The organism is Thiobacter subterraneus (genome assembly GCF_055379455.1).
Genome location: NZ_AP042402.1, coordinates 1,544,972 through 1,570,806, shown reverse-complemented (window position 1 = coordinate 1,570,806; position 25,835 = coordinate 1,544,972). Strand labels below are relative to the sequence as shown.

31 protein-coding genes are annotated in these 25,835 nt (G+C 66.5%); 4 read left to right on the top strand and 27 right to left on the bottom strand.

The window, feature by feature from the left end; translation table 11 throughout:
- The 7 genes from ACZ42P_RS07915 to ACZ42P_RS07885 are packed head-to-tail and all read right to left on the bottom strand — an operon-like array spanning position 1 to position 6,290.
- Positions 1–1,260, bottom strand: coding sequence for a S49 family peptidase (locus ACZ42P_RS07915; protein ID WP_464897011.1), 1,260 nt, complete (start codon positions 1,258–1,260; stop codon positions 1–3).
- A complete protein-coding gene (locus ACZ42P_RS07910) occupies positions 1,202–2,686 on the bottom strand; it encodes a phage portal protein (RefSeq protein ID WP_464897010.1) in 1,485 nt (494 codons plus the stop codon). The genes ACZ42P_RS07915 and ACZ42P_RS07910 overlap by 59 nt, the downstream gene beginning before the upstream one ends.
- Complete coding sequence (locus ACZ42P_RS07905) at positions 2,686–2,907, bottom strand: phage head-tail joining protein (RefSeq protein WP_464897009.1); 222 nt, start codon at positions 2,905–2,907, stop codon at positions 2,686–2,688. The genes ACZ42P_RS07910 and ACZ42P_RS07905 overlap by 1 nt, the downstream gene beginning before the upstream one ends.
- Complete coding sequence (locus tag ACZ42P_RS07900) at positions 2,907–3,299, bottom strand: hypothetical protein (protein ID WP_464897008.1); 393 nt, start codon at positions 3,297–3,299, stop codon at positions 2,907–2,909. The genes ACZ42P_RS07905 and ACZ42P_RS07900 overlap by 1 nt, the downstream gene beginning before the upstream one ends.
- Before the next feature lie 3 nt (positions 3,300–3,302).
- A complete protein-coding gene (locus ACZ42P_RS07895; protein WP_464897007.1) occupies positions 3,303–3,779 on the bottom strand; it encodes a hypothetical protein in 477 nt (158 codons plus the stop codon).
- A gap of 28 nt (positions 3,780–3,807) precedes the next feature.
- Positions 3,808–5,751 carry a phage terminase large subunit family protein gene (locus ACZ42P_RS07890; protein ID WP_464897006.1) on the bottom strand — a complete coding sequence of 648 codons (1,944 nt, stop codon included), beginning with the start codon at positions 5,749–5,751 and terminating at the stop codon, positions 3,808–3,810.
- Positions 5,748–6,290, bottom strand: a complete 543-nt coding sequence (locus ACZ42P_RS07885) for an elements of external origin (protein ID WP_464899386.1) — start codon at positions 6,288–6,290, stop codon at positions 5,748–5,750. Before ACZ42P_RS07885 ends, ACZ42P_RS07890 begins: the two co-directional genes overlap by 4 nt.
- A gap of 113 nt (positions 6,291–6,403) precedes the next feature.
- On the opposite strand from ACZ42P_RS07885, the gene ACZ42P_RS07880 reads away from it, so the two are divergent.
- Positions 6,404–6,871: a DUF3489 domain-containing protein gene (locus ACZ42P_RS07880; RefSeq protein ID WP_464897005.1), complete on the top strand. Its 468-nt coding sequence runs from the start codon at positions 6,404–6,406 to the stop codon at positions 6,869–6,871.
- A 122-nt stretch (positions 6,872–6,993) separates the two neighbouring features.
- Entirely contained in the window at positions 6,994–7,374 is a 381-nt protein-coding gene (locus ACZ42P_RS07875; RefSeq protein WP_464897004.1) for a hypothetical protein, read from the top strand.
- Here ACZ42P_RS07875 and ACZ42P_RS07870 read toward each other — a convergent pair.
- The 20 genes from ACZ42P_RS07870 to ACZ42P_RS07775 form a co-directional block, all read right to left on the bottom strand.
- A complete protein-coding gene (locus ACZ42P_RS07870; protein ID WP_464899385.1) occupies positions 7,326–8,603 on the bottom strand; it encodes a site-specific DNA-methyltransferase in 1,278 nt (425 codons plus the stop codon). The two genes, ACZ42P_RS07875 and ACZ42P_RS07870, sit on opposite strands and share 49 nt — an antisense overlap.
- The gene (locus ACZ42P_RS07865; protein ID WP_464897003.1) at positions 8,603–10,132 is read right to left on the bottom strand and encodes a site-specific DNA-methyltransferase; all 1,530 of its coding nucleotides are present in this window, start codon (positions 10,130–10,132) and stop codon (positions 8,603–8,605) included. Before ACZ42P_RS07865 ends, ACZ42P_RS07870 begins: the two co-directional genes overlap by 1 nt.
- Positions 10,133–10,455: 323 nt before the next feature.
- Positions 10,456–10,839 carry a DUF6362 family protein gene (locus ACZ42P_RS07860; RefSeq protein ID WP_464897002.1) on the bottom strand — a complete coding sequence of 128 codons (384 nt, stop codon included), beginning with the start codon at positions 10,837–10,839 and terminating at the stop codon, positions 10,456–10,458.
- A complete protein-coding gene (locus ACZ42P_RS07855) occupies positions 10,832–11,041 on the bottom strand; it encodes a hypothetical protein (protein ID WP_464897001.1) in 210 nt (69 codons plus the stop codon). The genes ACZ42P_RS07860 and ACZ42P_RS07855 overlap by 8 nt, the downstream gene beginning before the upstream one ends.
- A gap of 1 nt (position 11,042) precedes the next feature.
- Positions 11,043–11,519, bottom strand: a complete 477-nt coding sequence (locus ACZ42P_RS07850) for a crossover junction endodeoxyribonuclease RuvC (RefSeq protein ID WP_464897000.1) — start codon at positions 11,517–11,519, stop codon at positions 11,043–11,045.
- Between the two features lie 142 nt (positions 11,520–11,661).
- A complete protein-coding gene (locus ACZ42P_RS07845; protein ID WP_464896999.1) occupies positions 11,662–13,938 on the bottom strand; it encodes a phage/plasmid primase, P4 family in 2,277 nt (758 codons plus the stop codon).
- Positions 13,922–14,176: a helix-turn-helix domain-containing protein gene (locus tag ACZ42P_RS07840; protein WP_464896998.1), complete on the bottom strand. Its 255-nt coding sequence runs from the start codon at positions 14,174–14,176 to the stop codon at positions 13,922–13,924. Before ACZ42P_RS07840 ends, ACZ42P_RS07845 begins: the two co-directional genes overlap by 17 nt.
- Positions 14,173–14,919: a hypothetical protein gene (locus ACZ42P_RS07835; protein WP_464896997.1), complete on the bottom strand. Its 747-nt coding sequence runs from the start codon at positions 14,917–14,919 to the stop codon at positions 14,173–14,175. The genes ACZ42P_RS07840 and ACZ42P_RS07835 overlap by 4 nt, the downstream gene beginning before the upstream one ends.
- Complete coding sequence (locus tag ACZ42P_RS07830) at positions 14,916–15,383, bottom strand: DUF6511 domain-containing protein (RefSeq protein ID WP_464896996.1); 468 nt, start codon at positions 15,381–15,383, stop codon at positions 14,916–14,918. The genes ACZ42P_RS07835 and ACZ42P_RS07830 overlap by 4 nt, the downstream gene beginning before the upstream one ends.
- 18 nt (positions 15,384–15,401) lie before the next feature.
- On the bottom strand, positions 15,402–16,031 hold the full coding sequence (locus tag ACZ42P_RS07825; protein ID WP_464896995.1) for a hypothetical protein: 630 nt from the start codon (positions 16,029–16,031) through the stop codon (positions 15,402–15,404).
- 3 nt (positions 16,032–16,034) lie between these two features.
- Entirely contained in the window at positions 16,035–16,865 is an 831-nt protein-coding gene (locus ACZ42P_RS07820; RefSeq protein ID WP_464896994.1) for an ATP-binding protein, read from the bottom strand.
- Positions 16,865–17,623, bottom strand: a complete 759-nt coding sequence (locus tag ACZ42P_RS07815) for a BRO-N domain-containing protein (RefSeq protein ID WP_464896993.1) — start codon at positions 17,621–17,623, stop codon at positions 16,865–16,867. The genes ACZ42P_RS07820 and ACZ42P_RS07815 overlap by 1 nt, the downstream gene beginning before the upstream one ends.
- Positions 17,624–17,626: 3 nt before the next feature.
- Positions 17,627–18,106, bottom strand: a complete 480-nt coding sequence (locus ACZ42P_RS07810; protein WP_464896992.1) for a hypothetical protein — start codon at positions 18,104–18,106, stop codon at positions 17,627–17,629.
- Between the two features lie 11 nt (positions 18,107–18,117).
- On the bottom strand, positions 18,118–18,381 hold the full coding sequence (locus tag ACZ42P_RS07805) for a helix-turn-helix transcriptional regulator (protein WP_464896991.1): 264 nt from the start codon (positions 18,379–18,381) through the stop codon (positions 18,118–18,120).
- Positions 18,382–18,555: 174 nt separating this feature from the next.
- On the bottom strand, positions 18,556–19,044 hold the full coding sequence (locus tag ACZ42P_RS07800; RefSeq protein WP_464896990.1) for a hypothetical protein: 489 nt from the start codon (positions 19,042–19,044) through the stop codon (positions 18,556–18,558).
- Positions 19,041–20,471 (bottom strand): recombinase family protein, encoded by a 1,431-nt coding sequence (locus tag ACZ42P_RS07795; protein WP_464896989.1) that lies wholly within the window; start codon positions 20,469–20,471, stop codon positions 19,041–19,043. Before ACZ42P_RS07795 ends, ACZ42P_RS07800 begins: the two co-directional genes overlap by 4 nt.
- Positions 20,468–20,941 carry a DUF2924 domain-containing protein gene (locus ACZ42P_RS07790; RefSeq protein WP_464896988.1) on the bottom strand — a complete coding sequence of 158 codons (474 nt, stop codon included), beginning with the start codon at positions 20,939–20,941 and terminating at the stop codon, positions 20,468–20,470. Before ACZ42P_RS07790 ends, ACZ42P_RS07795 begins: the two co-directional genes overlap by 4 nt.
- A 306-nt stretch (positions 20,942–21,247) precedes the next feature.
- The gene (locus ACZ42P_RS07785; protein ID WP_464896987.1) at positions 21,248–22,024 is read right to left on the bottom strand and encodes a hypothetical protein; all 777 of its coding nucleotides are present in this window, start codon (positions 22,022–22,024) and stop codon (positions 21,248–21,250) included.
- 19 nt (positions 22,025–22,043) lie between these two features.
- Positions 22,044–22,973, bottom strand: a complete 930-nt coding sequence (locus ACZ42P_RS07780; RefSeq protein ID WP_464896986.1) for an ImmA/IrrE family metallo-endopeptidase — start codon at positions 22,971–22,973, stop codon at positions 22,044–22,046.
- Positions 22,970–23,317, bottom strand: coding sequence for a helix-turn-helix domain-containing protein (locus ACZ42P_RS07775; RefSeq protein ID WP_464896985.1), 348 nt, complete (start codon positions 23,315–23,317; stop codon positions 22,970–22,972). Before ACZ42P_RS07775 ends, ACZ42P_RS07780 begins: the two co-directional genes overlap by 4 nt.
- A gap of 243 nt (positions 23,318–23,560) precedes the next feature.
- On the opposite strand from ACZ42P_RS07775, the gene ACZ42P_RS07770 reads away from it, so the two are divergent.
- Positions 23,561–24,802, top strand: a complete 1,242-nt coding sequence (locus ACZ42P_RS07770) for a hypothetical protein (protein WP_464896984.1) — start codon at positions 23,561–23,563, stop codon at positions 24,800–24,802.
- A 3-nt stretch (positions 24,803–24,805) separates the two neighbouring features.
- The gene (locus ACZ42P_RS07765; RefSeq protein ID WP_464896983.1) at positions 24,806–25,771 is read left to right on the top strand and encodes a hypothetical protein; all 966 of its coding nucleotides are present in this window, start codon (positions 24,806–24,808) and stop codon (positions 25,769–25,771) included.
- Positions 25,772–25,835: the final 64 nt, after the last annotated feature.

Sequence of the window (25,835 nt, the reverse complement as noted above, 5' to 3'; positions counted from 1 at the left end):
TCACTCCTTTCCGATCAGATCGTGGACGGCCGCCAGCAGCGGGTTCTTGCCGGCAGCGATGGGTTTGTCGGGATCGAGGGTCGAGACGATCTCCGGCGACTGCTGCACGGCACGCATCTCGACCAGGAGGCGGCGCACCTCGGTCTCCGTTCGGCCTGCGGCGATGAACTCGGCGGCCTTGTCGGGGACGCCTGCGATCAGGCACAACTCGGCGATGGCTTGGGCGGTTTGCGCCGTTTCTCGGCGCGCCTCGGCCACCAGGACGGCGGCTTCATCCACGCCGATCACTTCGCTTGCTTCTTGCATATCGGACTCCTTGTAAAAAGATGCGCAGCCGACCTGAGATTGCGCCCGGGCCGGACTGCGCGAACGGCCCTGCGGGAGGAGAGAAACGGAGAATTCGCCGAGCGCGGCATCAAGACTCATCACCACATCGGCAAGACCCGAATCGACGGCATTCGGCCCGAAGTAGAGCGCGGCCTCGGTCGCACGCACCGCCTCTGGCGCGATATCACGCATCACCGCGACATGCTCGACGAAGATGTCATAGAGACGATCTACTTCGGCCTGCAACGCGGCACGCGCGGCGTCTTGCAGCGGCTCGTGCGGCGAGAAGTCGTTCTTGTGGCTGCCGGCCGTGATCGCGGTGTAACGGTAGCCATCGTTCGCATCCTTGATGGACTGATCGACGTGCAGCGCGATGACACCGATCGATCCGACGCCGCCGGTCTCGGTGACGATGACGCGCTGAGCGGATGCGGCGATGGCGTAGGCCGCCGAGAAAGCGGAATCGTTGGCTACCGCCCAGATGGGCTTCACGGCCGCCGCCTCGCGCACGGCGCGGGCGAGTTCGAATACGCCGCCCGTCTCGCCACCGGGCGAATCGATGTCGAGCAGGATGCCGCGCACTGCCGGGTCGCGCACGGCGGCATCGAGCCGTGCTCCGATCTCGGCATAGCTCATGAGGCCGGACGCAGCGTCGAGGCCCAACGCGCGCTTGACCAGCGTGCCATGCACAGGAATGATCGCGATACCAGGCGCGGATTGCGCGCTCGGACGCGACGTTGGCAGCGCCATGTCGACGGCTGGCGGCTCGATGCCCACTCGGTTGCCGAGCGCGGCCAGGATCACGTCGAGCTTGGCGCGGTTGATGAGCAGCGGCGTCCCGAAGAGCCGGGATGCGAGATGTGGTAACACGGAATTACTCCATCGATGTCGAATCGGTTTGTGCAGGTGCAGCGGGTGACTGGCCTTTGTCATGCCGTGGATCGGAATCGAATACCAGCCCCAGGTCGTCCGCGCGTCGATTGTCGGCGGCGATCTCACGATCCACGTCCTCGATGTCGTAACCGTAGGACGAGACCGCCTCGGCGCGGCTCATGATGCCTGCGCGGATGGCGAGCTTCAGGGCGTTGAACTCCTTCTGCGGATCGACCCACTGCCAGCCCTGCGGAATCCACTTCGCCGCCTGCCATTCGCGCCGGCGGCGCGCATATCCCGGCAGGGTCAATGCGCCTTCGAGCACGGCCTGATCCATCCAGGCGCGCCAGATCGAGCGGCAGAACTGATGCACCATCACGCCGTGCTGGATCGCCTCGCAGCGGCGGCGGAACTCCAGCAGGCCGGCGCGAATGCTGGAGTAGTTCACCTGCGTCAGATCGCCGGTGAGCATCTCGTAGGTGATGCCCATCGCGGCGGCCACGGCGCGGAACTGCTGGCGCATGAATTCGGCGTAGGAACTGCCGACGTCAGCCGGCTGACTGAACTTGATGTCCTCGCCGGGTTCGAGGATCTGCAGGGTGCCCGGCTCCAGGCCAGCGAGGGCCACACCATTGGCATCGGCCACGCCTTCGCCGACGAGGTTGTCTTCCGGGGAGAGGCGCGTGATGAAGCCCGCGAACATCGCGGCGGTCTTCTTGCGGACGAGCTCGGCGTCGTCGTATTGGTCGAGTTCCTCGAGCTTGACCAGGGCGCGGGCAAGCCACGGCTCGCCGCGAATCTGGCCGGGGCGCAGCGGGCGGAAGAGGTGGATGACTTCCTCTGCCGGCACACGCACCGGAACGAGATCGCCGCCTTGACCGGACATCGGCGACATCAATGCGTCATTCGGGTGGGTACGATACATCCAATAGGCCACACGCCGCCCCAGACTGTCGAACTCGATGCCGCAGCGGCTCGCGTTGCCGTTCTCGGCCACGGCGTTGTAGGTCACCGGCACGTGCTCGGCCTCCAGCAGCTGCACCTGCATCGCCACCGGCAGGCCGTCCTCGGGCCGCCGGTAGCGGATGCGCACGAAACACTCGCCGCCTTCGAGCATGGCCCGGCAGGCGAGCGCTTGCAGACCGTAGAAGTCGGTCAGCCCCGCCGCATCGGCCTCCTCGCACCAATCCCACCACAGGCTGTGGATGGCCTCGCGCAGCGTCTGATCCTGCACCATGCTCTGCGGCTTGATACCGGTGCCGATCGCGTTGGCGACGAAGGCATCGAGCCCGGCCGCCGCCCACGGGTTGCGCCGCACCAGATCGCGGCTCTTGGCGCGAAGCGCATCCTGCGCATAGGCGATGGCCGCCACCGCGCCGACGTTGCCTGGCATCCAGGCCAGCGTGCGTCGGCCTGAACCGGCGGCATCGTAGAGCGGACGGCTGCCACCGAACAGACGGCGCTTGATAGAATCAAGCCAACTCATCAGAATCCCTTGTTCGTCGTGACGCGAATCTGCCGCGGCGCACGCGGCCACAGGCCGGATTGGGCGTCGAGCCGATCCATCGTTCGCTTGATCTCGCGGATCGCCGCCTTGAGTTCATCGACAGACCGATACTCGACGGTCTTGTCGGCGAAGGTGACGCGCTTCTCGCCCCGGGCGAGCGCGGCTTCGAGCGCTTCGAGTTGAGCAATCGTGTAGGCCATCAGCGGTACACCACGAGGTTGCATTCGGTCGTATCGGCCAGACTCCCCGCCGCCGTAGAACAGATCACTTCGACGTAGGAGGCCGTCTTGGCATCGAGCGTGGCGCGAACGAGCGCCATGCGCTGGGTACTGCTATTGGTGTTGCTGCGCGCGAAGGCAACCCAACAGTAATTCGCGTCCGCGAACGGCGTGGCGAAGCTCACGCGGTAGCGACCCGCGGCCAGCCGCGTCACATCGGCGACGTTGAACGAGGCATGGATCTTCACCACCCCGCCCACGTAGCCGAAGCTCACCCAGGCGCGCGCGAGTCCCGGGTGATCGGGGCGGATCAGGCCCTTGATTTCCGCCCCGATCCGGCTGGCCAGGGCCGTCAGTTGCGCGACGAGGCTCATCGCTCAGGTCAGCGCGGCTTCGAACACGGCGACGAAGTCGGTCTCTGGATCGCCCACGCCGATGTTGGCGCAGGCCTGAGCCTGCTCCGCGGTGGTGAGGGTCTGGGCCGCATCGAAGCGCACCCGGCTGTCGATCGCCGCGGCGAGCGCCGCAAGGCCCGACTGATCGGCCTGGATCGCCTGCTGCAGCTCCAGCAGCGTATCAAAGGCCGCGTCCGCGCCGCCGAGGATCTCGGCTTTCAGCGCATTCAGAAGCGAGACGATCTTGTCCGAGGAATGGGTGGTCGTGGTCGAAACGTTCGCGTCGTCGATCAGACCACCGGCCGTCACGATCGAGGCGGCGACCTCGTTGATCGCCGCGACCAGACTCGCCTTGGCGGTGGTGGACAGGGTGGCGAGATTGCCGATCTTGCCATTCGTGGTGTTGAATTCCTGGGCGATACGGGTGGCCAGGGTTTCGATGCGGGCTTGCAGACTCATCGTGATGCTCCATGGGGGTGGTTGATGTTCATCCGATCCAGCGACTCTTGATCACACGCCGGCCGGCGTTTCGGGTGGCAGAAACAGCGAGGCCACCGCGTTGGATGGCCTCGTTGATCGATTCAGTAGGTGTTTCAAGGGCTGGCAGACTGGCCAGTCCCAGTTGTCGCTCCAGTTCCCGCCAGTGCCGTTCCTCGAAGCGATCGAGGCCGGCAGCACTGGCAGCGGCCCGGGCATACACGTAGCAATCGAGGGCCTCGTTCCTCTCGCGCATCTTCTGCCACTCGCGCACCGGGTAGCCGTTGCGGTCGCGCCGGGTGACGAGTTGCTCGGCGCACAGTTGCTGCAGATATTCCGCGTCGACCTGGGGCAGATGGACGAAGCCGGTCGGATATACCGGGGTCACGCCGTCCTCGGCCACGTCGGCGCTCTTGCGCAGGTTGTTGTAAAGCTCGAGCTTGGCGATGCCGACCGCGACCGAGAACACCTTGATCCCGCGGCGCAGCTTCCTGCCGCCTTGCGTCACGTCCACCGCCGTCGGTGTGCCGATCAGCGCCGCACCCCTGGACACACCTTTGACCGCCATCACCCGGGCATCGCGGCAGGCCCGCACGAAGGCGTAGGCTTCTTGTGTGGCGAAGCCGGTGTCGAGTGCGAGACGTGCCAAGGGCATCTGCGCACCGCTCTCGTGCGACCAGCGTTCATCGAGCACCGCGCCAAGCTGCCGCCACACCTCGTCGCGCGCCGTGTCGCCCATCAGCACGCGATGCTCGACGAGCCAGGCCTCCTTGCCGCGCCCGAAGGCCCAGATGGAGACTTCGATGCGATCCTTCTGCACGTCGGCGCCGGCGGCGAGCAGCAGGCCGCCCATCGGCACGGAGCCGATGCGGTAATCCTCGCGCCGTTCCAACAGGCGCTGCCAGTCCGGGGCCTCGCCTTCCTCGACCCAGGTCTCTCCCAGTTCCGAGTTCTTGAATGCCTTGATGGCGGCAACCGACTTCGTTTCCGACATGGCGGCCTTCTCCCACGATGCCGCGATCTCTCGCCACTTGCGCCACGGGCTATAGAGGCTGGACAGATGAAAGCCCGCCGTCTTGCTTTCCGCATGCGCGCGCCATTCGCCATGTTCGAGCATCCACACCTTGTGGTGCTCGGCGATCGGCGCATCGCACGACTCGCAGACGTAGGCGGCCGTCTCCGGCTGCCCCTTCTCCCAGCTCAGGCGCTCGAACCGCAGCCACTGGCGATGTCCGCAGTGCGGACACGGGACGTAGTAGCGGCGCTGGTCGGACGCCTCGTATTCCCGCTCGATGATCGAGGCCCCGGCGATCGTCGGGGTGGAGACGAGCAGAATCTTGCGCCGCGCGAACGTCCGGGTACGCGCTTCGGCCAGGTGGATCGCATCGCCCTCGCCATCGACGTCCAGCGGATAGGCGTCCACCTCGTCGAGGAAGAGGTAGCGCACCGGCATCGAGCGCAGACCCACGGCCGAGTTGGCTCCGGTCATGACCAGCACGCCGCCACGGAATTCCTTCATCAGCACCGTGTTGCCGGAATCCCGACTCCGCGGCGGTGCGATGATGTCCTTGAGCACCGGCGACTCCTCGATCAGTGGATCGATGCGGTGCTTGGAGTTGCGCTGCGCCATCTCTGTCGTCGGCCAGACGATCATCATCGGGCCGGGTGCATGATGGATGGCGTAGCCGACCCAGTTGAGGCCTAGTTCCGTGCCGCCCACCTGCGCGCCCTTCATGAATACCACCCGCTCCACCGGCGAGGTGGGCGAGAGGCAATCCATGATCTCCTTGAGATACGGCGTGCGGCTCGTACGCCAGCGTCCAGGCTCGGCCGATTCGCGGGTGCCGAGCATCCGGTAGCGATCCGCCCACTCGGAGACGCTGAGCCTTGGATCGGGCCGCAGCCCTTCGCGCCAGGCGCGCTCGATCTCCATTGCGCCGTCGTATTCCGTCATCCGTCCACCTTCGGCACGATTTCGCCCAGTTCTTCCAGATGCGCGCGCACGGCGCGATCCAGCGCCCCGAACAGGGCGTGCTCATCGACTCCGAGCTCTGCGGCGAGGGCTGGCACGATGCGATTCGGCCAGTTGAGCCAAGCTTCACGCTCGGTTCTCGCCAGTCCGAACACATGGGCAATGGCCTGCGCACGATCGACGAGTTCGCCCTTGAGCTGCGCAAGACGTAGCTTGTTCGCCTGCGCCTTGAGCAGCTCATTGGCCGTGCGCGCCTGCAAGAGCGTCGTGCCGCCGTTGGGCAATTGCGGCGGAATGGCCGCGTCAGGGGTTTCGCGTCGTGCCGTGGAACTCGATGGATCTACCCGGGAGCGGCGAATGCCGGCACGCGGCACTGTGTTCTTTGCCCACTCGGCGTCTGCCAGTTGCGGATCGATGGTGCCGTCTGCGAGCGTGGAGATGCGCCCGGTATCGATCGCCTTCTTCACGGCCACGTGAGAGACGCCGCGATGCTTGGCATAAGCGCGTATCGACAGACCCATGATCACCATCGAGCCGATCGCAGATCATTCGAAATGTTGCGATTCAGCGCTTGGCTTTCCTCCAGAAAAGCGCGTTCATGCCATCACCATCAACCGCCAGGAAGGAGCATCAAATGACCACCATCCAACTGACGCCTGCCCAGCACGCCATCCTCGCCTACGCCATGGAACATACCGGCGGCAAGATCGAATGGTTCCCCGACAACATCAATGGCGCTGCCCGCATCAAGGTACTGGAGGGCCTGTTCAACAAAGCCCTGATCACCCGCGACGGCACCGGCTGGTTCGTCGCGGCCGAGGGCTACGACGCCCTGGGGCTGCCGCGCCCCGGCGCGAAGACGCCGAACGAGGCGAAGGACGATGCACCGCGTCGCACCCGCGCCCACAGCAAGCAGGCCCAGGTGATCGCGATGCTGCGCCGCCCCGAGGGCGCGACCATCCGCCAGATCGCCGAGGCCACCGGCTGGCAGGCGCACACCGTGCGCGGCACCTTGGCCGGGGCGCTCAAGAAAAAACTCGGGCTTGCCATTACCTCGGAAAAGCCCGAAGGCGGCGAGCGCGTCTATCGCACCACAGACTGACTGGAACAGGACGGGGTGGGCACACACCCACCCGCCATCAAAAAAAGATGCAATTTGGCTTGGCTTCTCAATCGAACAGCGCGTTCATACGGGTGTCGTAATGATCAACGAAGGAGAAAACGATGAACACCACCAACCACATCCCCGCCACCCAGAACAAAGAGTGGGGCTTCTGGGGCACGATGAACGACGATGCCCAAGCCGCCTGGCCCATCGCGATGACCGCGATCTCGGAGGCCACGAATCAACCCCTCGAGTCGGTCAGGCTGTTCCTCGACAGCCGCTTGGGGCGCCACTTTGCGGATGGCGTCCTCAACGAGATGATGTGGGGCCACACGATTCAGCAGGCCATCGACGCCGCGGTCACCCGCTGGATGGGCTGGACGATCGGCCGCCAGACCAGCAAGGAGTACGGCATCCCGCGCGGTCTGCCTTACCTGACGGGCTTCGTGATTCACTGCGAAATCACGGAACTGAGCGCCGACGAAGCGCTCGCTGCCTGATCGAACGCCACGCCATCCGCCTCGCGGGTGGCCTGCTGGCCCGTCCAGTCCTGCCAGCGGCGCACGATGACGTCGCAATACTTTGGGTCGAGCTCGATCAGCCGCGCTTTGCGCCCCGACTTCTCGGCCGCAATCAGCGTGGTGCCCGAGCCGCCGAAGGGATCGAGCACCACATCGCCAGACCGACTGGAGTTGCGGATCGCTCGCTCGACCAGTTCCACTGGCTTCATGGTCGGGTGCAGGTCGTTCTTCTTCGGCTTCTTGATCTGCCACACATCCCCTTGGTCGCGGTCGCCACACCAGTGGCGAGTCGCGCCTTCCGGCCAGCCGTAGAGGATCGGCTCATACTGGCGCTGGTAGTCGGCACGGCCGAGCGTGAAGGTGTCCTTGGCCCAGATGATGAACGTCGACCAGTGGCCGCCGGCGGCGCGGAAGGCGGCTTGCAACACATCCAGTTCGCTGGACGACATCGCCACATAGATCGCGCCGCGGGTATGGGCGATCAAGAGCGTCAGCGCATCCAGTAGAAAATCGTAGAAGCCGTCGCCCAGGTTGTCATTCAGGATCGCACGGTTCTTGCCGCGCATCTCGTCCTTTGCGCTGTTGGCGTAATTCACGTTGTAGGGCGGATCGGTGAAGACCAAGTCCGCCCGCTCGCCATTCGGAAACAGCTTCGCGTAAGCATCGGCCGTGGTGGAGTCGCCACAGACCAGCCGGTGCGGGCCCAGGAGCCAGACATCCCCCGGTTTGGAGACCGGCGTATCCGGCGCATCCGGCACCGCATCGTCGTCGGTCTGGCCCGGATTGTCCGGCTCGACGTCGCCCAAGAGCTGGGCAATCGATGCGTCGTCGAAGCCGATGAGATCGAGATCGAGGCCATCCTCCGCTAGCGCGTCGAGCTCGATCTTCAGCATCTCGGCATCCCAGCTCGCCAACTCGGCGAGCCTGTTGTCGGCCAGCACCAAGGCGCGACGTTGGGGCGGCGTCAGGTGGTCGAGCACCACCACCGGCACCGTTTCCAGCCCGAGCTTCCGCGCGGCGGCAAGCCGCCCGTGACCGGCGACGATCACGCCATCCGAGCCTGCCAGGATCGGGTTGGTGAAGCCGAACTCCGCAATGGAGGCCGCAATTTTGGCGATCTGCTCGTCGGAATGCTGGCGGGCATTGCGCGCGTATGGCAGGAGCTTGGTCGTCGGCCACTGCTCGATCTTGTCGGCAAGCCAGTTCATCATTTACCGTTCCTGCCCCACGGCTTGCGTATCGCGGCATCGCCCATCTTCGCCATGCGGTCGTTGAAGACGTCCGACAAGCGCTTCTTGTCGTCCGCATGGGTTGCCGTCACGCCTTCGGGCTCACGCAGCGCCTTGACCTTTTCCCATGTCTGGCCGGTCGCCTCCAGCACCGGCATCCGATCGGGATGGGTCTTGAGCCAGCGGATCAGCGCGACATCCACATATTCCGGGGCCAGCTCCGACGCCAAGACCGTGCGGCCACAGGCTTCGCCCGCCAGGATCGTCGTCCCCGATCCAGAGAACGGTTCGAACACGATCTCGCCAGGGTCGCTGTAGGCCTCCATGACGAACGTCGGCAACCCGACCGGGAACACCGCCGGGTGATCGATCTCTCGAGCACGGTCGATTGGCCCGCGCTGCCTGGTGACGGTGATGACGGAGTCGGGAATGCGGAAGTCTTGTGTGGGCTGACCCTCATGACACCATCCGGTGCGTTCTCCCTGCTTGCTTCGCAAGCCTCCGGCGCTCGTGCCGTCCGCACGCAGATGCACATCCTGCCCGGCGTACTTACACGGCACGATCTTGTTGGGTTTGCGCGGCTTGCGGTTGAAGTGGAAGATGAATTCAAAGCGCGGAGCCAATCTCCCGTTCCAGTCGCCCGGCACCGTCACGCCTTGATCCCAGACATACCAGCCGAAGCGCCGCCAGCCCTGCATCCGCATCCACTCGATCCAGCCGTCCCAGTAGGGCTGCCATTCGTTGTCGCGATGCACGAGCCCGAGATTGACGAGCATCTGGCCATCGTCGCGCAGCGCGGTCATCGCGGCGGTAAACACCCCTTGCATCAGGCCGTCCCAATCCGAGATGCCGCCGGTGGTGTAATTCCTCTGGTTCGCGTAGGGCGGGCTCGTGAAGAGGAGCGCCGCTTTGTCGCCCGCCATCAGGCGCGCGATGGCTTCCTCGCTCGATGAGTCGGCGCAGATCAGGCGGTGGTCTCCCATCCGCCAGATGTCGCCTGGGCGAGAGATGACGATCTTCGGCGGCTCCACTTCGTCGTCGAGACCGTTTTCGGCGTCCGCTGTGTCGCGCGACGCTTCTTCGTCGGCATCGAGGTTAAGCCCGTCGAGCAGCCGTTCGATCTCGTCGTCGCCGAATCCGGTCAGAGCCAGGTCGTAACCGGCGTCTTTGAGCTCGGCCAGCTCCAGCGCGAGCATCTCCTCGTCCCATCCGGCATCCAGCGCCAGCCGGTTGTCGGCGATCACGTAGGCGCGCTTCTGCGCTGGCGTCAGGTGCGCGAGTTCGATGACCGGCACCTTCTCGAGCCCGAGCCGACGAGCTGCCGCCAGACGCCCGTGGCCGGCAATGATGCCGTTCTGGCCATCGACGAGGATGGGCTGAGTCCAGCCGAATTCGACGATGCTGGAGGCCAGCTTGGCGATCTGCGCCTCGGAATGCGTGCGCGGATTGCGCACATAAGGCAGCAGCGAATCGACCTTGCGGTATTCGACGTTCAATGTCTGAGGCATGGAAAGCAAAAACCCGCCACGAAGGGCGGGTCATCGAAGGGTGGTCACTCGATTCAGGGGGTCACCGGGGTGGTGACTGGTAACCCCGGTAACCTCGTTTCGGGATCGGACGCAAGCCGAATGCCGCGCGCGCGCCCCCCGCATGGCGCTGTGGCCAGGAAGGACCCTTGGGTGTCCGGGCGGCTTCCTCGACCGTCACTGCTGTCCAGAAGATAGCTGAAATATTACCCCCGGATCGGCGAATCTGTTGCAGGGTCAAAAACCGCTCACTGCCGCCGATGCCCGCGCATTGCCGACCACACGCGCTAAATCATGCTAAATCACTACGCCGTGACGACGCCATTGAGCTGGTCGGCGACCGTCTGTAAGGCGCGCTGCCACCTCCGCCAAGCCGTGGTGCGGTCGCAGCCGAAGCGGGCGCAGATATCGCGCCAGCGGTGGCGCTCGGCACGCATCCACACGAGGTGCCGCTCCTCCTCCTGCAGCCACAGCACCCAGCGCATGGTCTCGAGCATCCGCTCGACCGTCTCGGGCGCGGGCGGGAAGCGCCGGATCGAGGGTTCGGCCCCCAGCGTCTCCCAGGGCATGCGCCGGATCGCGGGCCAGGTGTTGAAGTAGCCCTGCACGCGCACGGCTGGCAGGCGATGCGCGGTGATGGCGGCCTCGCGGAAGCGCTCGGCCACACGCTCGACGGTCCACTCAGCCATGGCGTGCCTCCCGTGCACCGTAGAGTCGGTCGCCGATTTGCCGGATCAGCTCGCGCTCCGTCCAGTCCAGCCGGGCATCGTCCAGACCAATGACGAGCACGCGCTGCTCGCGCCAGCCCTGGCGCTTGACGGCTTCCACGTCCATCGGCTCGGGCTGCAGCCGGGCGAGCGGGCAGCGGTAGCGAGGGGTCGGGATGTGCATCTCACCCCTCCTGCGCCGCGTCGTGGCGCTCGATGGCCCAGTACAACAAGGCCAGCGCGTCGGCCTCGTTGTCGTCGGCGGGGCTGTGACCGCGGGCGCGGGCGGCGGCCAGCATCGCGTCCTTGCGGGCATTGCCACGGCCTGTGGCGTGCTTTTTGATCGTGCCCACCGGCACGCCCGCATAGGGGATGCCGTGGTGCTCGCACCAGGCCGTGAGCGTGGCCAGGAACCCGCCGTAGGCGTGCGCGGCGTCGACACCGGCGTGTCGCCGCACCTCCTCGAAGTACAAAAACTGAATTTCAGAAACCGATTGCTGAAGTTCAGCAATCCAGCGGCGGAAGCGCAGGAAGCGCATGCCGCCGCCTTCGAAGCGCTGGGGGCGGAAGCAGACGGCGCCGCTGGTGATGTGGCCGGAGCCGTCGCGCAGCGCCCAGCCGGTGGTCGTGCCCAGGTCCAGGGCCAGGATCGTGGTGTGCATGGTGTCAGTCCTCGTTCGGTGGGGACTGACGCATCCGACGCACGATATCGATAACTCCCATGAGGCGCGCGCACGCGCACGCGCGTAGAGACTTACGATGGACAGCGTCAGATGCGTCAGTCCTGCCGGTGGTCATGGGGGGTCAGTCGTCGGCATAGGGGGTGTAGGCGGGCTGCATCGGGTGCTTGAGGCCCACGCCACGAAAGCCCCGGATGCCGGCAGCGTTGCGCCACTTCTCGACTCCGCGGGTGATCAAGAGGTCGGAGAAGCGGCGCTGCGAGCCGACGAACTCGCCTGCGGCCTCCGCCCACTGCTTCCAGTCGTTGAAGAGTTCAGCGGTCAGCGACTTGGCGTTGGCCTCGCGCACGCAGCGCTCCTCCAGCCAGCGGCCCAAGGCGTCCTCGGCCTCGAAGTACTCCTCGGTGGCCGCGACCACCTGCAGCGGCGGATCGAGCCGGCCCAGACGCTGCCAGGCCAGGCACCCCTCGATCGCCCAGGCCAAGATCCCGTCGCGTTCGGCCAGCAATTTCTGCTGCAGATGTTTGTCGCGCCGCTCGGGTGGCACGGTGATCGTGAAGGGGATCAGGTGCAGCCGCCGCTTCATCGCCTCGTCGATGTTGCGGATGGCGGGCTTGTGGTTGCCGGCGACGAAGAGCTTGAACTGCGGCCAGAACTCGAAGAAGTCCTGGCGCATGAAACGCGCCGAGATCTTGTCGCCGCCGGTCAGGCTCTTGACCTTGGACTCGGCCCAGCGTCGCCCTTGCTCGGTCTCGATCGCTGCCACGAAGCGCGCCCCGCGCAGGCCCGCCATGTCGGTCGGATGCCGGTCGGATCGCGTCTCCATGAAGGTGTCCATGGGCGCGTTGGCCGCGTAGTCGCCCAGGATGGTCGCCACGGTGTTGACGAACACCGACTTGCCGTTCGCGCCGGTGCCGTAGAGGAAGAACAGCGCGTGCTCCTGCGTCGAGCCGGTCAGCGCATAGCCGACCATGCGCTGCAGGTAAGCCTGCAGCTCCACATCACCGCCCGTGACTTCGTCGATGAACTGCCGCCAGATCGGGCAGTCGCCGCCGGGCGTGGCCGTGGTGATCTTGGTCATCCGGTCGGCGCGGTCGTGCGGGCGCATCCGGCCGGTCTTGAGATCGACCACGCCGCCCGGGGTGTTGAGCAGCCAGGGATCGGCATCCCATTCATCGGTGGTGGCCGCGTGTCTGCGGTCGGCACGCGCCAGGCGCTCCACACCGCCCACCGTTCCCGCGCTGGCCAATCTGGCAGCGACCTTGGGATTGTCCGCGCGCACTGCCGTCTGGCGGCAAACACCGCGGATCAGGTCCGTCGCGGCCAGCGTGTCCTCGTTGCGCCAGCGCCGCCCATCCCACACCAGCCAGCGGCCCCAGGCGGCCACGTAGCGCCAGTCGCGGTGGTAGCGCCGGGTGAAGGCCAGCGCCAGGGCATCTTCGGTGCCCCAGACCGATTCGTCCGCCCCGATCACCGGCTCGCCAGGGTCCTCGATGTCATGCACCTGCACACGCGGGCCGTGGGCGAGGAAAGCGGCCACGTCGTAGCCTTGGGCGATGGCGTCGGCCGCATCCCAGCCCTCCGGCGCATCTTCGGGCGGATAGAGGATGTGGCAGGACTTGGCGCCGGCCGACAGGATGGCCTGCGCCGCTTGCGTCGCGTACTCCCAGCCCGGCTTGTCGCGGTCGGGCCAGATCAGCACGGCCTTGTCCTTCAGCGGCGACCAGTCGGTCTTGTCGACCGGAGCGTTCGCCCCGTGCATCGCGGTGGTGGCCACGATGCCGACGTCGATCAGCGCCTGCGCGCACTTCTCGCCCTCGACCAGCACCACCTGTGCGGCGTTGATCATCCCTGGCTGGTTGTACAACGGCCTCGGCTCGGGCGGCGTCATCTTGCGGCGCTTGGCATCCCACGGCCTGAACTCCTTCTTGCGTCCCGGTGGGTCGTAGCGGTAGACGACGGCGATGAGCCGCCCCTGCGCATCGAGGTAGTCCCACTTGGCGGTCGCGGGACCCAGGTCGTCGACCGGGGTCTCCTTGCGGCGCTTGCGCGCCGGGGCCGTGGGGGCGCGGCCGACGAGGTCTTCGGCCAGATCGAGGACGCGGGCAAAGTCGCGCTCGGCGTCGAGGCCGTGATGGGCGGCGATGAGGTCGAAGACGTCACCGCCCTCGCCGGTAGCGCGGTCGGTCCACAGGCCCGCCTTCTCGCCCGCGAGCACCACTTCCAGGCTGTCGCCGGGGCTGCCCAGCACGTCGCCGATCAGGAACTTGCCGCGGCGCGTGCGGCCGGCGGGGAACAGCATGGACAGTAGCCCCTCCAAACGCCCGAGCAGGGCGCTGCGCACGGCTTCGCGGCGCTCGGACGCCGCGATCTCGGGCGCGGTGTCATTGAAGTCCAGCATCCCCAGCCTCCTTCAGTGCTGCGTCGGCCGGGCGCAGGGCCTGGTGCTCCTCCATCCACGCGATCAGTTCGGAAAGCTTGAAGCGCAGCAGCTTGCCGACCCGGTAGTGCGGCAGGTGCAGGCGCCGGCGCTCCTTGGCGTGCGTGAGCCAGTACAGCGGCAGGTTGAGCGCGTGCGCGGCCTCACGGGCGTCGATCAAGCGCTCTGCGAGCACCTGCGTCAGCGGTGTGTCGTTCATGTCGCAACCCTCCAGCACCGGTCCTGCCAAGGGCACATCCGGCATTCGACGTGGGTGGGATCGGCGAAGCCGCGCGGCAGCAGCTCGCCGGCGTCGGTGGCCGAGATCACTTTGACGGCGCGATCCGACATGCGCTGCGCCAGCGGGGCATCGAAGGGCACCCGCTCGGCGTAGAGCTCCATCGTGTCGGCGTTGACCGCGGTGAACAGCGCCGGGTGTTCGTGCAGGCCGAGGTAGGCCTGGTAGACGGCCACCTGCGCGGCGTAGACGGGCTTGGCCACGGCCAGGCGGTGCTTCTCGAGCTCCCGCCAGGACTTCGCGCTCAAGGCTTTGTTCTCCCACAGCGCCGGATAGCCAACGCCTGGGCCGAGATCCGGCCCGGCGACGAGGATTCCGTCGACATGCCCCTGCAGGCGTCCGTCGAGCGCCGAGAAACCGAAGGGCTCACCCCTGTCGTCGCGCGTGCGCAGGTCGAAGCCGGCGGCGCGCAGCCAGGCGGCCATGCAGGCCTCCATCACATGGCCGCGCTCGAAGATGCGCAGCAGGCGTCCGTCGGTCTCGCGGCCCGGATCGACCGGGGCGTCCGCGAACTCGTACTGCAACTGCCGCTCGCACGCGGCCCCCAGGCGCGAGGCGCCGAGGTAGCTGCGGCGCGGCTGCGCCGCGCGCGACCGCTGCATGGCCGCCTCGATCAGCGCCGTGATCTGGCCCGACAGGCTCTTGGAGGCATTGAAGTCCATCATGACGTCACCTCCCACGGCAGGTCGTCTTCCAGATCCGCGAAGGGGTCGGACACAGGGTCTTTGAGCCCGCGCACCGGCGGGTATTTGCTCGCCTCGTGGTGCGCGACCATCGCCTCGGTGTAGCCGGTGACGATGGCGTCGATCACCTGCAGGGCCTCGGCCTCGGAGTACGCGAGGAGCGGCTTGTCGAAGCCGATGGCCTCGGCTGCTTCGCCGAAGGCCTTGAGGCAAGCCCGCATCGCGGCCCGTTCGACCTCAGACGGATCGATCATCGCGACCTCCCGCTTGTCGATGTCCCCCTCCTGCACGCGCCGCCACTGGCCGTAGAGCGCGTGAAACGCCTGCTGGCAGCGCCGTGAGCAGAACACCCAGTCGATCGGATAGCGCCTGGCGTCGCCCACCGGATGCCGAAGGTCCGCGTGGCCGTAGCCGCGCGCCTGTCGTTTGCAAATCCAGCATTTCATTCACGCCGCGGCCTCCTCTCACTGCGCCCAGGCCGGCTTGCCCGGCACGGCGGGACGTTGCGGGGCGACCGGCGCGGTCATCTCATGGGGCGGAACCACCGCCGCCGGCGCACCAGAGGAGCCGTTGCCCGGCGTCTTGGGCGGCAGGCCCATGAGCCGCGCGTAGTCCGGGTGGTCGGGCTCGACGGCGCTCTTGATGACGTTCTTCAGTTCCCCGCGGCCGTCCTTCTCGATGTCGATGCGGGCCGCAAACTCGATGCCGTCCAGCTCATGGAAACCCTGGATGCGCCGCGCCGCCACCGCCTGCGGGCCGTTGTCCTGGGGATGGACGTGGCGGGCGCTGTTGAGGATGGCGCGCACGAAGCTGCGGCCCATCTGGCCCCAGGCCGGGCCCTTCGGGGAATGCAGGCCGATGTTGCTCCAGAGCTTGCGGCGGGCGTACTCGCCCTCCAGCACCACGAACTCGCAGGCCAGATACACCGAGCCGGACTCGTAGCTCTGCGTGGCCCAGCCGCCCGTCCAGCCCTGCGCCGGGTCATCGAAGCCCCCGGGCTTGAGGGTCATGCGTACCTTGGCGAGCGTGCCCTTGGGGATGAGGTCGAAGCTTTGCTGCTGCTGCGCGTCGTTGAAATCGCACCAATCGGTCATGGCTTACTCCTTGAAGGCGGTGGGGGATGGCGGGATTCGGGTAGCGGCGGCGCACTTGGCGATGAGTGCGGCCAGTTTCGGCGGCTCCAGCAGTTCGAGCTGGCCGCTTCGGTCCTTGGCGGGAACGCCGTAGGGGTTGACGGTGTGGCAGACGAAGGCGCGGTAGCTCGATCCGTCCTCGGCCTTGATCTCGGCCAAGGTGATGACCTCATCGACGATGCCGGGGAGTTCCGCCGCGGTCTTGGCGCCCTCGATCTGCGGCACGAAGACGCGGCGGTTGAAGTCGTCCAGCCGCTCGTCGAGGATGGCCACGAACACGACGTGCTTGCCGCGCGCGTGCTGCAGGTGGGTCAGCGCCCCGATGAGCTCGGCGCCCAGCAGCCCGTAGGCGCCGCGGGTGTCGGGCTTGCCGGTGCGCTCGCTGTAGGCCTGCGGCTGGGTCTTGGCCCAGACGAGCGCCAGGCGTGCGAGCACGGTGATCGAATCGACGAAGTAGGTGTCGTACTTGGTCAGTTGCCGGGGATCGCCGTACCGGTCGCAAACCGCGCGGTAGTGCGCCTCGGAGTACGGGGCGTCGGCCGGCAGCGCCGGGTTCGGGCCGGCGAGGAACACCACCAGGTCGCGGAACTCCGGCCAGGTGGCCGGCCGCACGCAGTCGCCGCGCCAGTCCTTGACGGCCAAGTCGCCGGCCTCGAGGTCGATGAACAGGGTCGAGCCTTCCGGCAGCGTCTTGAGCTGGCTGGTCTTGCCGATGCCGCTCTTGCCCAGCAGCACCAGCTTGACGCCTTGCTTCTCGGCGAGGCGCTCATCGGCGGTGATGAGGGGAAGCGCCATCACGCCACCTCCTTCAGCCGCTCGGCCACCAGAGGGTTCCAGAGGATCTGGTAGCCGCTGTGCCCGTTGCGCGAGTACGGCATCGCCTCGGCCCAGGCCTCGCCGGCCTCGGTCAGTTCCCACTCGTCGCGCTCGTTGCGGAACTGCAAGCCGTGGCGGGCCAGGTGCTGGTTGGTGGCCTTGGCCGACAGGCCGAGCAGCTTGCCGAGCTGGGTGGCGTTGAGGGAGCAGATCGACTCGTCCGCAGCGGGTAGCGCCCGACGCAGCGTCTCGACCGCCAGACCCGTGTTCTCCTGGATGCAGGTGAGCGTGGCCGCCATCGCGATGCCGGGTTTCACCCCGGGAACTTTGGCCACGGCCTCGCCGATCAGCAGGATCGCGCACACCCGGTCCTGGGTGGGAGCAGGCAGGGCCGGTGTTCCGGACAGCACGTAGCGACCCGTCTTGCGGATGGCCGGCAGCACCTCGTGGGTCACCCAGCGCTTGAAGCGCTTGGCCTCGGGCTTGCGGCTGCCCAGCACCAGGCTGTACAGCCCGGGCTCGTTGACGACGTTGACCTGATCATTGCCGCGCGAGATGCCCTGAATTGAGATCAGGGCTTGCTCGTCAGGGTCCAGCCGCGCCAGGGCGCGGGTGGTGTTCGGCAGTTCAAGAACCGCGCACACATCCGCCGCGACGAACCACGGTTCGCCCTGGGCATCGGTGATGACCCGGATCGGACGGCCTTCGAAATCAAACGGGATCAGTTCGGTGCTCATGGATCACTCCTCCGAGACGAGGGCTAGCCGAAACGTGGGCTTGCCGGGCTTGACGGTGCGGGCCGGCTCGAACTGCGTGCGCAGCGCCGCCGGCCAGGCATTGAAGCGGGACTCGGACACCGAGTACTCGACGTCGAGATAGTCCTCGACGCGCTCGCCGGCGGCGGCGATGCGCCGGGCCATCTCCGACAGTCGCGCCTGGTCCCAGGACACGCGCTTGGGGAGATCGACGGTCACGCGAAGCAGCCCGTCGTTCAGGTGCACGACGCCGAAGTCTTTGCCGGCTTCCAGGCGCGCAGCACGGGCCTGCTCGCCGTAGGCGGCATCGAGTGCGGCGTCGAACTTCGCGCGCGCCTGCTTGAGCCAAGCCAGCGCTTCGTCCAGGTTGCGGCTGATCTCGGCCTTCTGCGCCGGTGGCAGCGCGGCCAGTTGCGAGACGGACATCGCGGCGATGTCGGCGGGGTAGAGAGTCAAATCGCTCATGGCCTCCCCCTTCAGCGCGCCGCGCGCTCGGAGGTCGAGTCGTGCAGGGCGTTGCGCTCGAACTCGATGACCGACTCCAGGGGGTAGCCGACGCGCTTGGACAGCTTCAGGTAGCGCGGGCCACGCCCTTCGCTGCGCCAGCGCTGCAGGGTCTTGGGGCTCAAGCCCCAGCGCTGCGCAAGCTCGTTCTCGTTGAGGACCCGACGATCGCCGGGATTCAGGCCGTTGATCGCCTCGAGTGGCGACCGGGTGATGGTGCTTGCCGTTGTCGGCATGGAGACCTCCTATGACGCTGTTGAGGAACAGGCGTCATTGCAGGCCTCGGGTGGCGAACATACGAGGGACGGAATGGCGAACCACGCAGAAACTTCGGGTTCGCCAATCGGTGCCGTGGCAGATATTCCGACGGCGAGCACGCAATCGGCCGTCGCGGTGGTTGTCGGATGACCTCAGCCGTCACGGCTGTCGAACCCGAGCACCTTGCGCTGCTCGGCCCAGTCGCGCGGCAGCAGCTCGTGCCGCCCACGCAGGGTCTGCAGGTTCAGATGGCGCGGCTGGCGGCCGTCCAGGATGGCTTCGACGATGTCGGGGGCCAGCAAGGTCAAACGCAGCACCTCGGCCACCCAGCCGGGCTCCAATTTCAGGGCGTGCGCCAACTCGGTCGTCGTGGCATGGCGCCCCTCCTCGAGCAGCCGCTTCCAGTAGAAGGCCTTGCCGAGCGTCTTGATCATCGGCGCGTCCAGCCCACCCGCCGTTTGCGCGGCGGACTCGGGCGTGGGCGGGATCAGGAGCTTGCGGTTGTGCCGCCGCTTGATCGTCAGCGGCACCACGGTCACCCGCTGGCCGCCATTGACGTAGCTGCGCGCATCGTGGCCGACCTCGACCCGGATCGCGCGGCGGCGGGTGTTCGGCACGGGATTGGATGGCACCTGGTTCATGCCAAGACCTCCTCGGCGCTCGCGCGGCACTCCTCGACCAAGGGGTGTGCACCGATCTCGGGCCCCAGTCCCAGCCAGCCGTCCTCGCGCCAGAGGATGTCGAGCCCGTGCTCATGCAGTTGCACTCGCTCGATCAGCAGGCGCGCAATGCGTTGCTGCTCGGCCGGGAACAACTGCGCCCACACGTCGCCGATGCGTCGCATCGCCACCACCGCCTGCGCTTCGTCGAGGGCGGCACCGGCCGGGTGACGCTGGCATGCCCGCCAGGTGCCGATCAGCACTTCCGGTGCCGACAGCGCCGCGTGGATCTGCGCGAGCACCGCGTTCTCGATCTCGGCCGCGGGCAGATGGCCGACGTCCGGGGCGTTGGGCGTGAGGCTTGCACCGGCGTTGCGGCGCTTGTGCAGATAGGGGACGTAGTAGCGGTAGAGACGTCCGCTTTTCTTCTTGACGAAGGTGTGCAGCATGCGCTGGCCATCGGGGGCGAACAGCAGCCCCGCGAGCAGCGCCGGATGCTTGGCCCGGTGCTCGCGCGGCGCCTGCTTGCGGCGCTCGATGAACGCGTGCGCGGCGTCCCATAACTCTTGCGGCACGATGGCCTCGTGCTGGCCGGGGTACCAGGTGCCGTGGTTGCGGATCTCACCCAGGTAGATGCGGTTGCGCAACAAGGCGAAGATGTATTGCTGGTCGATGGGTCGGCCCGTGCGCTGGCGTCCGCCCTGGGTCACCCAGGCCTTGGTCGTGTGGCCTTCGATGGCCAACTCCCGCACCAGCCGCGCCGCCGAGCCATGCTCGGCATAGCGCCGGAAGATGTCGCGCACCAGGGCCGCTTCGCGTGCGTTGACGACGAGCTTGCGCTCGACCACGTCATAGCCCAGCGGCGGCATGCCGCCCATCCACATCCCCTTGGCCTTGCTGGCGGCGATCTTGTCGCGGATGCGCTCGCCCGTGACCTCGCGCTCGAACTGCGCGAAGGACAGCAGGATGTTGAGCGTGAGCCGCCCCATCGAGGTGGTGGTGTTGAACTGCTGCGTGACCGCCACGAACGAGACGCCGTTGCGGTCGAACACCTCCACCAGCTTGGCGAAGTCGGCCAGGCTGCGCGTCAATCGGTCGATCTTGTAGACGACCACGATGTCGATGCGGCCGGCTTCGATGTCGGCCAGCAGCCGCTTGAGCGCCGGGCGGTCGAGGTTGCCGCCGGAGTAGCCGCCGTCGTCATAACCCTCCTCGACGGCGATCCAGCCTTCGTGGCGTTGGCTGGCGATGTAGGCCAGCCCGGCGTCGCGTTGGGCCTCCAGGCTGTTGTACTCCTGGTCCAGTCCCTCGTCGCTGGACTTGCGAGTATAGACCGCGCAGCGCTTTTTTGGCGTGACCGGGGCCGGGGTCGGCATGGTCGACGAGGACACGGGTCGTTGTGATCTCATGCCATCTCCTTCTGACCATCCTTGGCCTTCAGGCCGAAGAACGCGGGGCCCGACCACGGCGTCCCGGTGATGTGGCGGGCGATCGCCGTCAGGCTCTTGAACCGCTGGCCCTGGTACTCGAAGTCACCGGGTCCGCGCACCAGGACGCGGTGCTCGACGTCGTCGAAGATCCGGGTGAGTACCGTGCCCGGCAGCAGCCGATTCGCCTCGCGGCGCAGCCCGCGCGGTAGGAGGCCTGTTTCACCAATCTGCTCGAGCTTGCGGCGGGTGGCAGACTTCAATCCGCCGAAGGCGCGCTCCTGGATGCGGTAGGCCAGGCGGCTTTCCAGCCAGGTGCGGTGGTGGTGCTTCGGGCGCTCCTCGAAATACTCGTCCCACAGCGCCCAGAGGTCCTCCATCGACAAATCGGGTAGCTGTGCGATGCGGGCGGTGACGGTGGCCGGGTCTGCGGGGCGTGCGTGTGTCGTCATCGGCGAACTCCTTGGTGGTCATCGGGGTTCGCATTCACGCGCTGTTGGCCGGGAAAGCCAAGGCCAACCGAGTCCCTGTCGGTGCCGGGATGATCGGATGGCGGAGAGGGACGTGCGCGAAGCCGCAGCAGGGCGCAGGCCAGCAGATCGACGATCTCTTGGTGCGCGTGCCGAGGCCGGTCAGCCCCACGGGGCGGGAAGAAGGGTTCGGGTTCGTGCATGGCAGGCGTTTCGATGAAAAACGCTCGTCATGCTAGGAATCGATGGCGCTTCGCGTAACGGGTTTGGGCGGGAATGCGCGGCAGATCAGAACTTCAGCGCGGGGACCTCCTTGATCCAACCTCGAATCGTGTTCGGGGTGGCGAGTTCGCCGAAGATGTAGATCTCGGCTGTGTCTTCAGAAGAGGGCACGGAACCCCCTTCATAGACAATGCCGTAGATACCGAACTGATGTTCGTCGCTCCAGAATATCGGGCCTCCGCTCATCCCACTGAATTGCTCATACGCCACAGCCTCGCGAGGAACCTGCGAGTGCAGAGTGAATCTCTGATCCGGTTGGCGGTGGATTTCGGCAAGCACGCAACATTGGGGCATCGAGACACGATAGCCACGATCCTCTTCGCGACGTCGCTTCGCGCTCTCTGGGAAGCCAACCGCGTAGCCGAATCTGACGTCGTCTGGAACTTCCGGCAGTTCATCAAGAGGGATTTCTTCTTTTCCCAAGGCCTTTGCGAAGTCCGGATGCAGCTCTCGAATGGCGACATCAAGTGACGAAGACCCGAATGGAGGGCTTGGGCGGACGAAGCGATCATGGACGACGTAGAAGCCGTTCAACATGGTCCTGAGAAGATGATGCTTTCCGGTTTTATTGGCATTCCGAAGGGTCTCTACCACATGCCAGCAAGTGATGCCGAAACTCCTACCCCCAGATCGTACGAAGGTCATTGTTCCGCTTCGGTGCGCTTCGGACGGCTGCGTGAACTGTGGCAAATGCGACTCGGCATCTACAGTAGGGGCAATTGCAAGAGCAGCACAGAAGCGCGCCGGGTTTTCTGCCAAAGCATCACAAACAGAGAAGGCCATCGCTCGGAGTCCAACCTACCTAGCGAACCGGAAACTGGGCATTCGGCGCGAACTGGTCGAAGCTATCGTGGTTCGTCTCGTCGTGCCACGACCGATCCCACCGGCGCGGCTCGGCGCCCTCCAGTAGCAGGAGAGTGAGGACGCGATCCCGCGCGCCGTAGCTGTGCTTGAACTCGCGCAGCTTCATGTAGGGTGCCTCCTCCGGGCACCAGATCGCGGCGGACATTTCGACGCCCTCCCAGGCCTGCGCGACGCTCGTATCGGCGGCGAGTGTGCCGGGTATCGGTTCCTGCGGATCGCCGGTGCGCCGGATGCGCGAGCGCGTCCTGACGGCGCTGTTGCTGCGCCATTCGTACTTCGCGTAGCCGTTGTCCCAGTAGACCAGGATCGCGCGCTGCTCGGTGTACTTGATGAAACGGATGCACAGCGCCTCGAACGAGACCTCGAAGCGCTGAGCGATGGCGCTCAAGACGTGCAGATCGATGCGTCCGTTCGAGATCCACTCGCGCAGCCGATCGCCGGGCATCAGCAAATTGCTGGCGAAGTCGTCGGCCTCGCGCTCGATCCGGCGCATCGTCTCGTGGCCCGAATGGACGCTCTCCTTGTCACAGTCGAAACGCGGCTGCCGGTTGCGGTGCAGCACGAAATGCCCGAGCTCGTGCGCGATGGTGAAGCGCTGGCGCTCGCGGCTGACCCTGCCGTTGTAGGCGATACCCCAGACCTCAGGGTCACTCGGGTCCCGCGCCAGCAGGCCCTCGAAGGCCTCGTCGTCGAACTGCACCGGAGGGAGGATCTCCCGCACGCCTTGGCCGAAGGGCGTGGTCGGCAGCATCCGCCGCACGACATCGAGATCGACGGCCTCGGGCACGTCCGCGCCGTACCAAGCCCGCAACCAGTGGTGGACTTTGTTGGCGGCGATCGCGCCGTTGAGGGCCGGGGTCGTGTTCACCTTTTGGTATCCGGCAGATCCTTGTCCGGGAAGATGATCTTCAAGGCCTGCCGCACGCGCGCTTTCTCGTCCTCTCGCATGCCGGCGTAGGCACGGAAGAAGGCCACGTCCTCGGGACTGGCCTCGGGCACCTCGGGCATGGGTTCGCCCATGATGTCCTCCATGGTCACGCCCAGCACCTTGGCCAGCGCCTGCACGCGCTCGGCCGAGGGGCGTTGACCCTCCTTCATCTCCAGTTCCCAGATGTAGGCCTTGGTGCAGCCGACGGCGTCGGCCACCTGCTGCAAGGTCAACTTCTTCGCCTCGCGAAATCGCCGCAGGCGAGATCCAAACGCGGAAGCCATGGCGATGTCCTGTCTCGAATCGACTGTCAGTCTGAGAAAACTACCCACAAGTATAGCCAAGAGATACCGAAACGCGCCAGACGTGCCATATTGATTGACAGGCGGAAATGGTTGGGACACAATCGCGCTGTATCTCGTTGCTTTACTCTGGCGAGAACTCTGTTCAGTCACCCCGTCGCTGGCCCGCGCATCTGCCCTATCGATCCGCAGCCCTCGACACCTCTTGCGGAAAGGACCGAGAAGATGAAAAAAACCTTCGTCGACGTGCTGCTCGAACTACCGGTGGACGCGACCCTCAGCTCTTTCCTGGCCTCACACGGCCTGCCTGTTGCCGCCGATTTCGACTGGGAGGACACGCCGCGCACCTCACAGGCGCTGGTGGAGGCCGTTCGCGCATGGCCCGACGTTGCCGCCCGTGATCGTTTGATTGGCAACCTCATGGCCAGCATCCAGTTGGCCGACCCGGCCGGCAAGCAGGCGATGTTCCAGGCCGCCGCCGGAGACGGCGCCGCGCTGTTGGGCCTGGTGGGGTGCCGGAGCGACACCCACCGCTCCTTCTGGCTGTATGCCAACCATCCGGCGCTGTTCGAGCGGGCGTGCGAGTTCGACTACCTGGAGCGCCACGGGTCACAAGCCCAGCAGCACGACCTCGGCGTGAGGCGTCGGCCCAACACCTCGGATGCCGCACTGACCACGCTGCGCCAGGCCATCTCGGCCTTCTATCAGCGCGAGCTTCAATGTGGCGACGGCAGCGTGGCTTACCTGGTGGAACGCCGCCCCGGCGTGTTCCTGCTGACGGTCCACGTCAAGGATCTGGCCATGCTGCGCCTGGAGTTCGAGGGCGCCCATCTCACCCGTCGCGTCGGCAACCCGAACATCCACATGGTGCTGGAATATTCGGCGGCCACCGGGGTCGTCCGCACCCTCGTGCGCGGGGGCGCAAAATACCACCAGATGCTCGTGGACGCCTTCGCCGAGCACCTGCTGGGCGTCAAGGTGGATGCGCACCGTATCAAGCCACCGACGCTGGACCTGTCGGTCTTGCGCCTCGGCTTCGATGTGCCGCAGGCCGTGGCGGACGGTTTCGTGGCGCTGCAGGTCAAGTCCCTTTCGGTGCTGAGCCCGAGCACGCTACTCAAGCTCGATTGCACGGCGATGGCCTCGAGCGAGCAGCGCTGCGTCACCGAACTGCTGCGCGAGGAATTCCCCGGTGAGGACCCGCTGGCCCGCGGCTGGTTGATCACGGCGGCACGCATCAACCTGTACTACCCGCCCGAACCCGGAAAGGCGCGTTCCAAGGTCGTCACGGTCGAGGTGACGCGTCGCGGTCGGCTGAACCTGCACAAGTTCGATGCCGCGTTGCAGGCACAGTTGGAGGGCTATCTGGTCTCGCTCGGCATCCTACAGCCCGGTCAGACGCTGAACGCCCAGGAAGCGCCGCCGGAAGCGGACACGGCCAGCCCGCAGCCGATCTACGGGGATTGATCGGTGGCCACACACGACGCTTGGGCCCTGGTGTGCCGCTTGTTCGCGGGCGGCACGCCCATCCTTCGAGCCGCGCTCTCTCCCCGCGAGATCGCCGCCTTGCCGGCCCTCGGGCAGGCGGTGAAGCCCACGGCCCTGGATCAGCGATTCGTGTTGTGTCCCTACTGCCACCAGCACCGGGCGCAGGTCTGGGGCGACGAGCGCCAGGGGCGTAGCTGCCATTGCCCCGAGTGCGGGCCGGTAGCCGTCTCGGCCGACGACATGGCAGCGTTGGCGCTGGACGAGGAGTGGCTGCGCCGAAAGCTGCGGCTGGCGCTTTCGATCGAGAGCCGCGACGGCATCGACGCTCTCGGCGAGGGTGTGTGGCGACTGGGTGACGCACGGCGTTCGCCGGTGCTGCTCGCACGCGACATCGTTCGTTTGTGGCGCGAGCCGGCCCTGCTGGAGCGGGTGCGGGTCGCAGGCGGGGCGATCCGCGTGATCACGCCGAAGCCACGCGAGACGCGCGGCGCACCCTTCGGCCCAGGGGTGGAGTGGCTGGCGCTGGAGGATCGCTTCGCCTTCTACGCAGGCGGGATCGCGTTCATCGGCATGCCGGGTGAGCCATCAGACCCGCAGGCGAGCGATCCCACGACGCCGGTATACGGCCCGTTCTCCGCCGACTTTCGCTGGGTCACGTTGCCCGACTGGCCGCACGGGCCGATCCATCTCACCCAGGCGCAGGCCGCGGTGTTCAAAGCCCTGTGGTCGTTCAAGGGCGAACCACGAAGAGCCGAGCAGATCATGCGGCGCGCCGGGTTCGACAGTGCCAAGCCCATCGACGTGTTCAAGGTCAAGGCGCGCGACAGGGGCAAGCCCGAGGCCGAGGGACCCCTGGCCGCCTACCGCGCCCTCGTGGTCAAGCAGAAGCGGGCGGGGTTGTACGCGATGCCGTGCGCGGGAAGGCGAGCCGCGACTCGCGCGACCTGAACCCCTCGGCCCTCACCGCCGCATGTGACTTTCGAGGTCGAACATTCGTCCAATGGGGTATCGC

Bases quoted from the DNA above. Each gene is read 5' to 3' on its own strand.
- ACZ42P_RS07915 (WP_464897011.1), bottom strand. From the start codon at position 1,260: ATGACAAAGGCCAGTCACCCGCTGCACCTGCACAAACCGATTCGACAT.
- ACZ42P_RS07910 (WP_464897010.1), bottom strand. From the start codon at position 2,686: ATGAGTTGGCTTGATTCTATCAAGCGCCGTCTGTTCGGTGGCAGCCGT.
- ACZ42P_RS07905 (WP_464897009.1), bottom strand. From the start codon at position 2,907: ATGGCCTACACGATTGCTCAACTCGAAGCGCTCGAAGCCGCGCTCGCC.
- ACZ42P_RS07900 (WP_464897008.1), bottom strand. From the start codon at position 3,299: ATGAGCCTCGTCGCGCAACTGACGGCCCTGGCCAGCCGGATCGGGGCG.
- ACZ42P_RS07895 (WP_464897007.1), bottom strand. From the start codon at position 3,779: ATGAGTCTGCAAGCCCGCATCGAAACCCTGGCCACCCGTATCGCCCAG.
- ACZ42P_RS07890 (WP_464897006.1), bottom strand. From the start codon at position 5,751: ATGACGGAATACGACGGCGCAATGGAGATCGAGCGCGCCTGGCGCGAA.
- ACZ42P_RS07885 (WP_464899386.1), bottom strand. From the start codon at position 6,290: ATGGGTCTGTCGATACGCGCTTATGCCAAGCATCGCGGCGTCTCTCAC.
- ACZ42P_RS07880 (WP_464897005.1), top strand. From the start codon at position 6,404: ATGACCACCATCCAACTGACGCCTGCCCAGCACGCCATCCTCGCCTAC.
- ACZ42P_RS07875 (WP_464897004.1), top strand. From the start codon at position 6,994: ATGAACACCACCAACCACATCCCCGCCACCCAGAACAAAGAGTGGGGC.
- ACZ42P_RS07870 (WP_464899385.1), bottom strand. From the start codon at position 8,603: ATGAACTGGCTTGCCGACAAGATCGAGCAGTGGCCGACGACCAAGCTC.
- ACZ42P_RS07865 (WP_464897003.1), bottom strand. From the start codon at position 10,132: ATGCCTCAGACATTGAACGTCGAATACCGCAAGGTCGATTCGCTGCTG.
- ACZ42P_RS07860 (WP_464897002.1), bottom strand. From the start codon at position 10,839: ATGGCTGAGTGGACCGTCGAGCGTGTGGCCGAGCGCTTCCGCGAGGCC.
- ACZ42P_RS07855 (WP_464897001.1), bottom strand. From the start codon at position 11,041: ATGCACATCCCGACCCCTCGCTACCGCTGCCCGCTCGCCCGGCTGCAG.
- ACZ42P_RS07850 (WP_464897000.1), bottom strand. From the start codon at position 11,519: ATGCACACCACGATCCTGGCCCTGGACCTGGGCACGACCACCGGCTGG.
- ACZ42P_RS07845 (WP_464896999.1), bottom strand. From the start codon at position 13,938: ATGCTGGACTTCAATGACACCGCGCCCGAGATCGCGGCGTCCGAGCGC.
- ACZ42P_RS07840 (WP_464896998.1), bottom strand. From the start codon at position 14,176: ATGAACGACACACCGCTGACGCAGGTGCTCGCAGAGCGCTTGATCGAC.
- ACZ42P_RS07835 (WP_464896997.1), bottom strand. From the start codon at position 14,919: ATGATGGACTTCAATGCCTCCAAGAGCCTGTCGGGCCAGATCACGGCG.
- ACZ42P_RS07830 (WP_464896996.1), bottom strand. From the start codon at position 15,383: ATGAAATGCTGGATTTGCAAACGACAGGCGCGCGGCTACGGCCACGCG.
- ACZ42P_RS07825 (WP_464896995.1), bottom strand. From the start codon at position 16,031: ATGACCGATTGGTGCGATTTCAACGACGCGCAGCAGCAGCAAAGCTTC.
- ACZ42P_RS07820 (WP_464896994.1), bottom strand. From the start codon at position 16,865: ATGGCGCTTCCCCTCATCACCGCCGATGAGCGCCTCGCCGAGAAGCAA.
- ACZ42P_RS07815 (WP_464896993.1), bottom strand. From the start codon at position 17,623: ATGAGCACCGAACTGATCCCGTTTGATTTCGAAGGCCGTCCGATCCGG.
- ACZ42P_RS07810 (WP_464896992.1), bottom strand. From the start codon at position 18,106: ATGAGCGATTTGACTCTCTACCCCGCCGACATCGCCGCGATGTCCGTC.
- ACZ42P_RS07805 (WP_464896991.1), bottom strand. From the start codon at position 18,381: ATGCCGACAACGGCAAGCACCATCACCCGGTCGCCACTCGAGGCGATC.
- ACZ42P_RS07800 (WP_464896990.1), bottom strand. From the start codon at position 19,044: ATGAACCAGGTGCCATCCAATCCCGTGCCGAACACCCGCCGCCGCGCG.
- ACZ42P_RS07795 (WP_464896989.1), bottom strand. From the start codon at position 20,471: ATGAGATCACAACGACCCGTGTCCTCGTCGACCATGCCGACCCCGGCC.
- ACZ42P_RS07790 (WP_464896988.1), bottom strand. From the start codon at position 20,941: ATGACGACACACGCACGCCCCGCAGACCCGGCCACCGTCACCGCCCGC.
- ACZ42P_RS07785 (WP_464896987.1), bottom strand. From the start codon at position 22,024: ATGGCCTTCTCTGTTTGTGATGCTTTGGCAGAAAACCCGGCGCGCTTC.
- ACZ42P_RS07775 (WP_464896985.1), bottom strand. From the start codon at position 23,317: ATGGCTTCCGCGTTTGGATCTCGCCTGCGGCGATTTCGCGAGGCGAAG.
- ACZ42P_RS07770 (WP_464896984.1), top strand. From the start codon at position 23,561: ATGAAAAAAACCTTCGTCGACGTGCTGCTCGAACTACCGGTGGACGCG.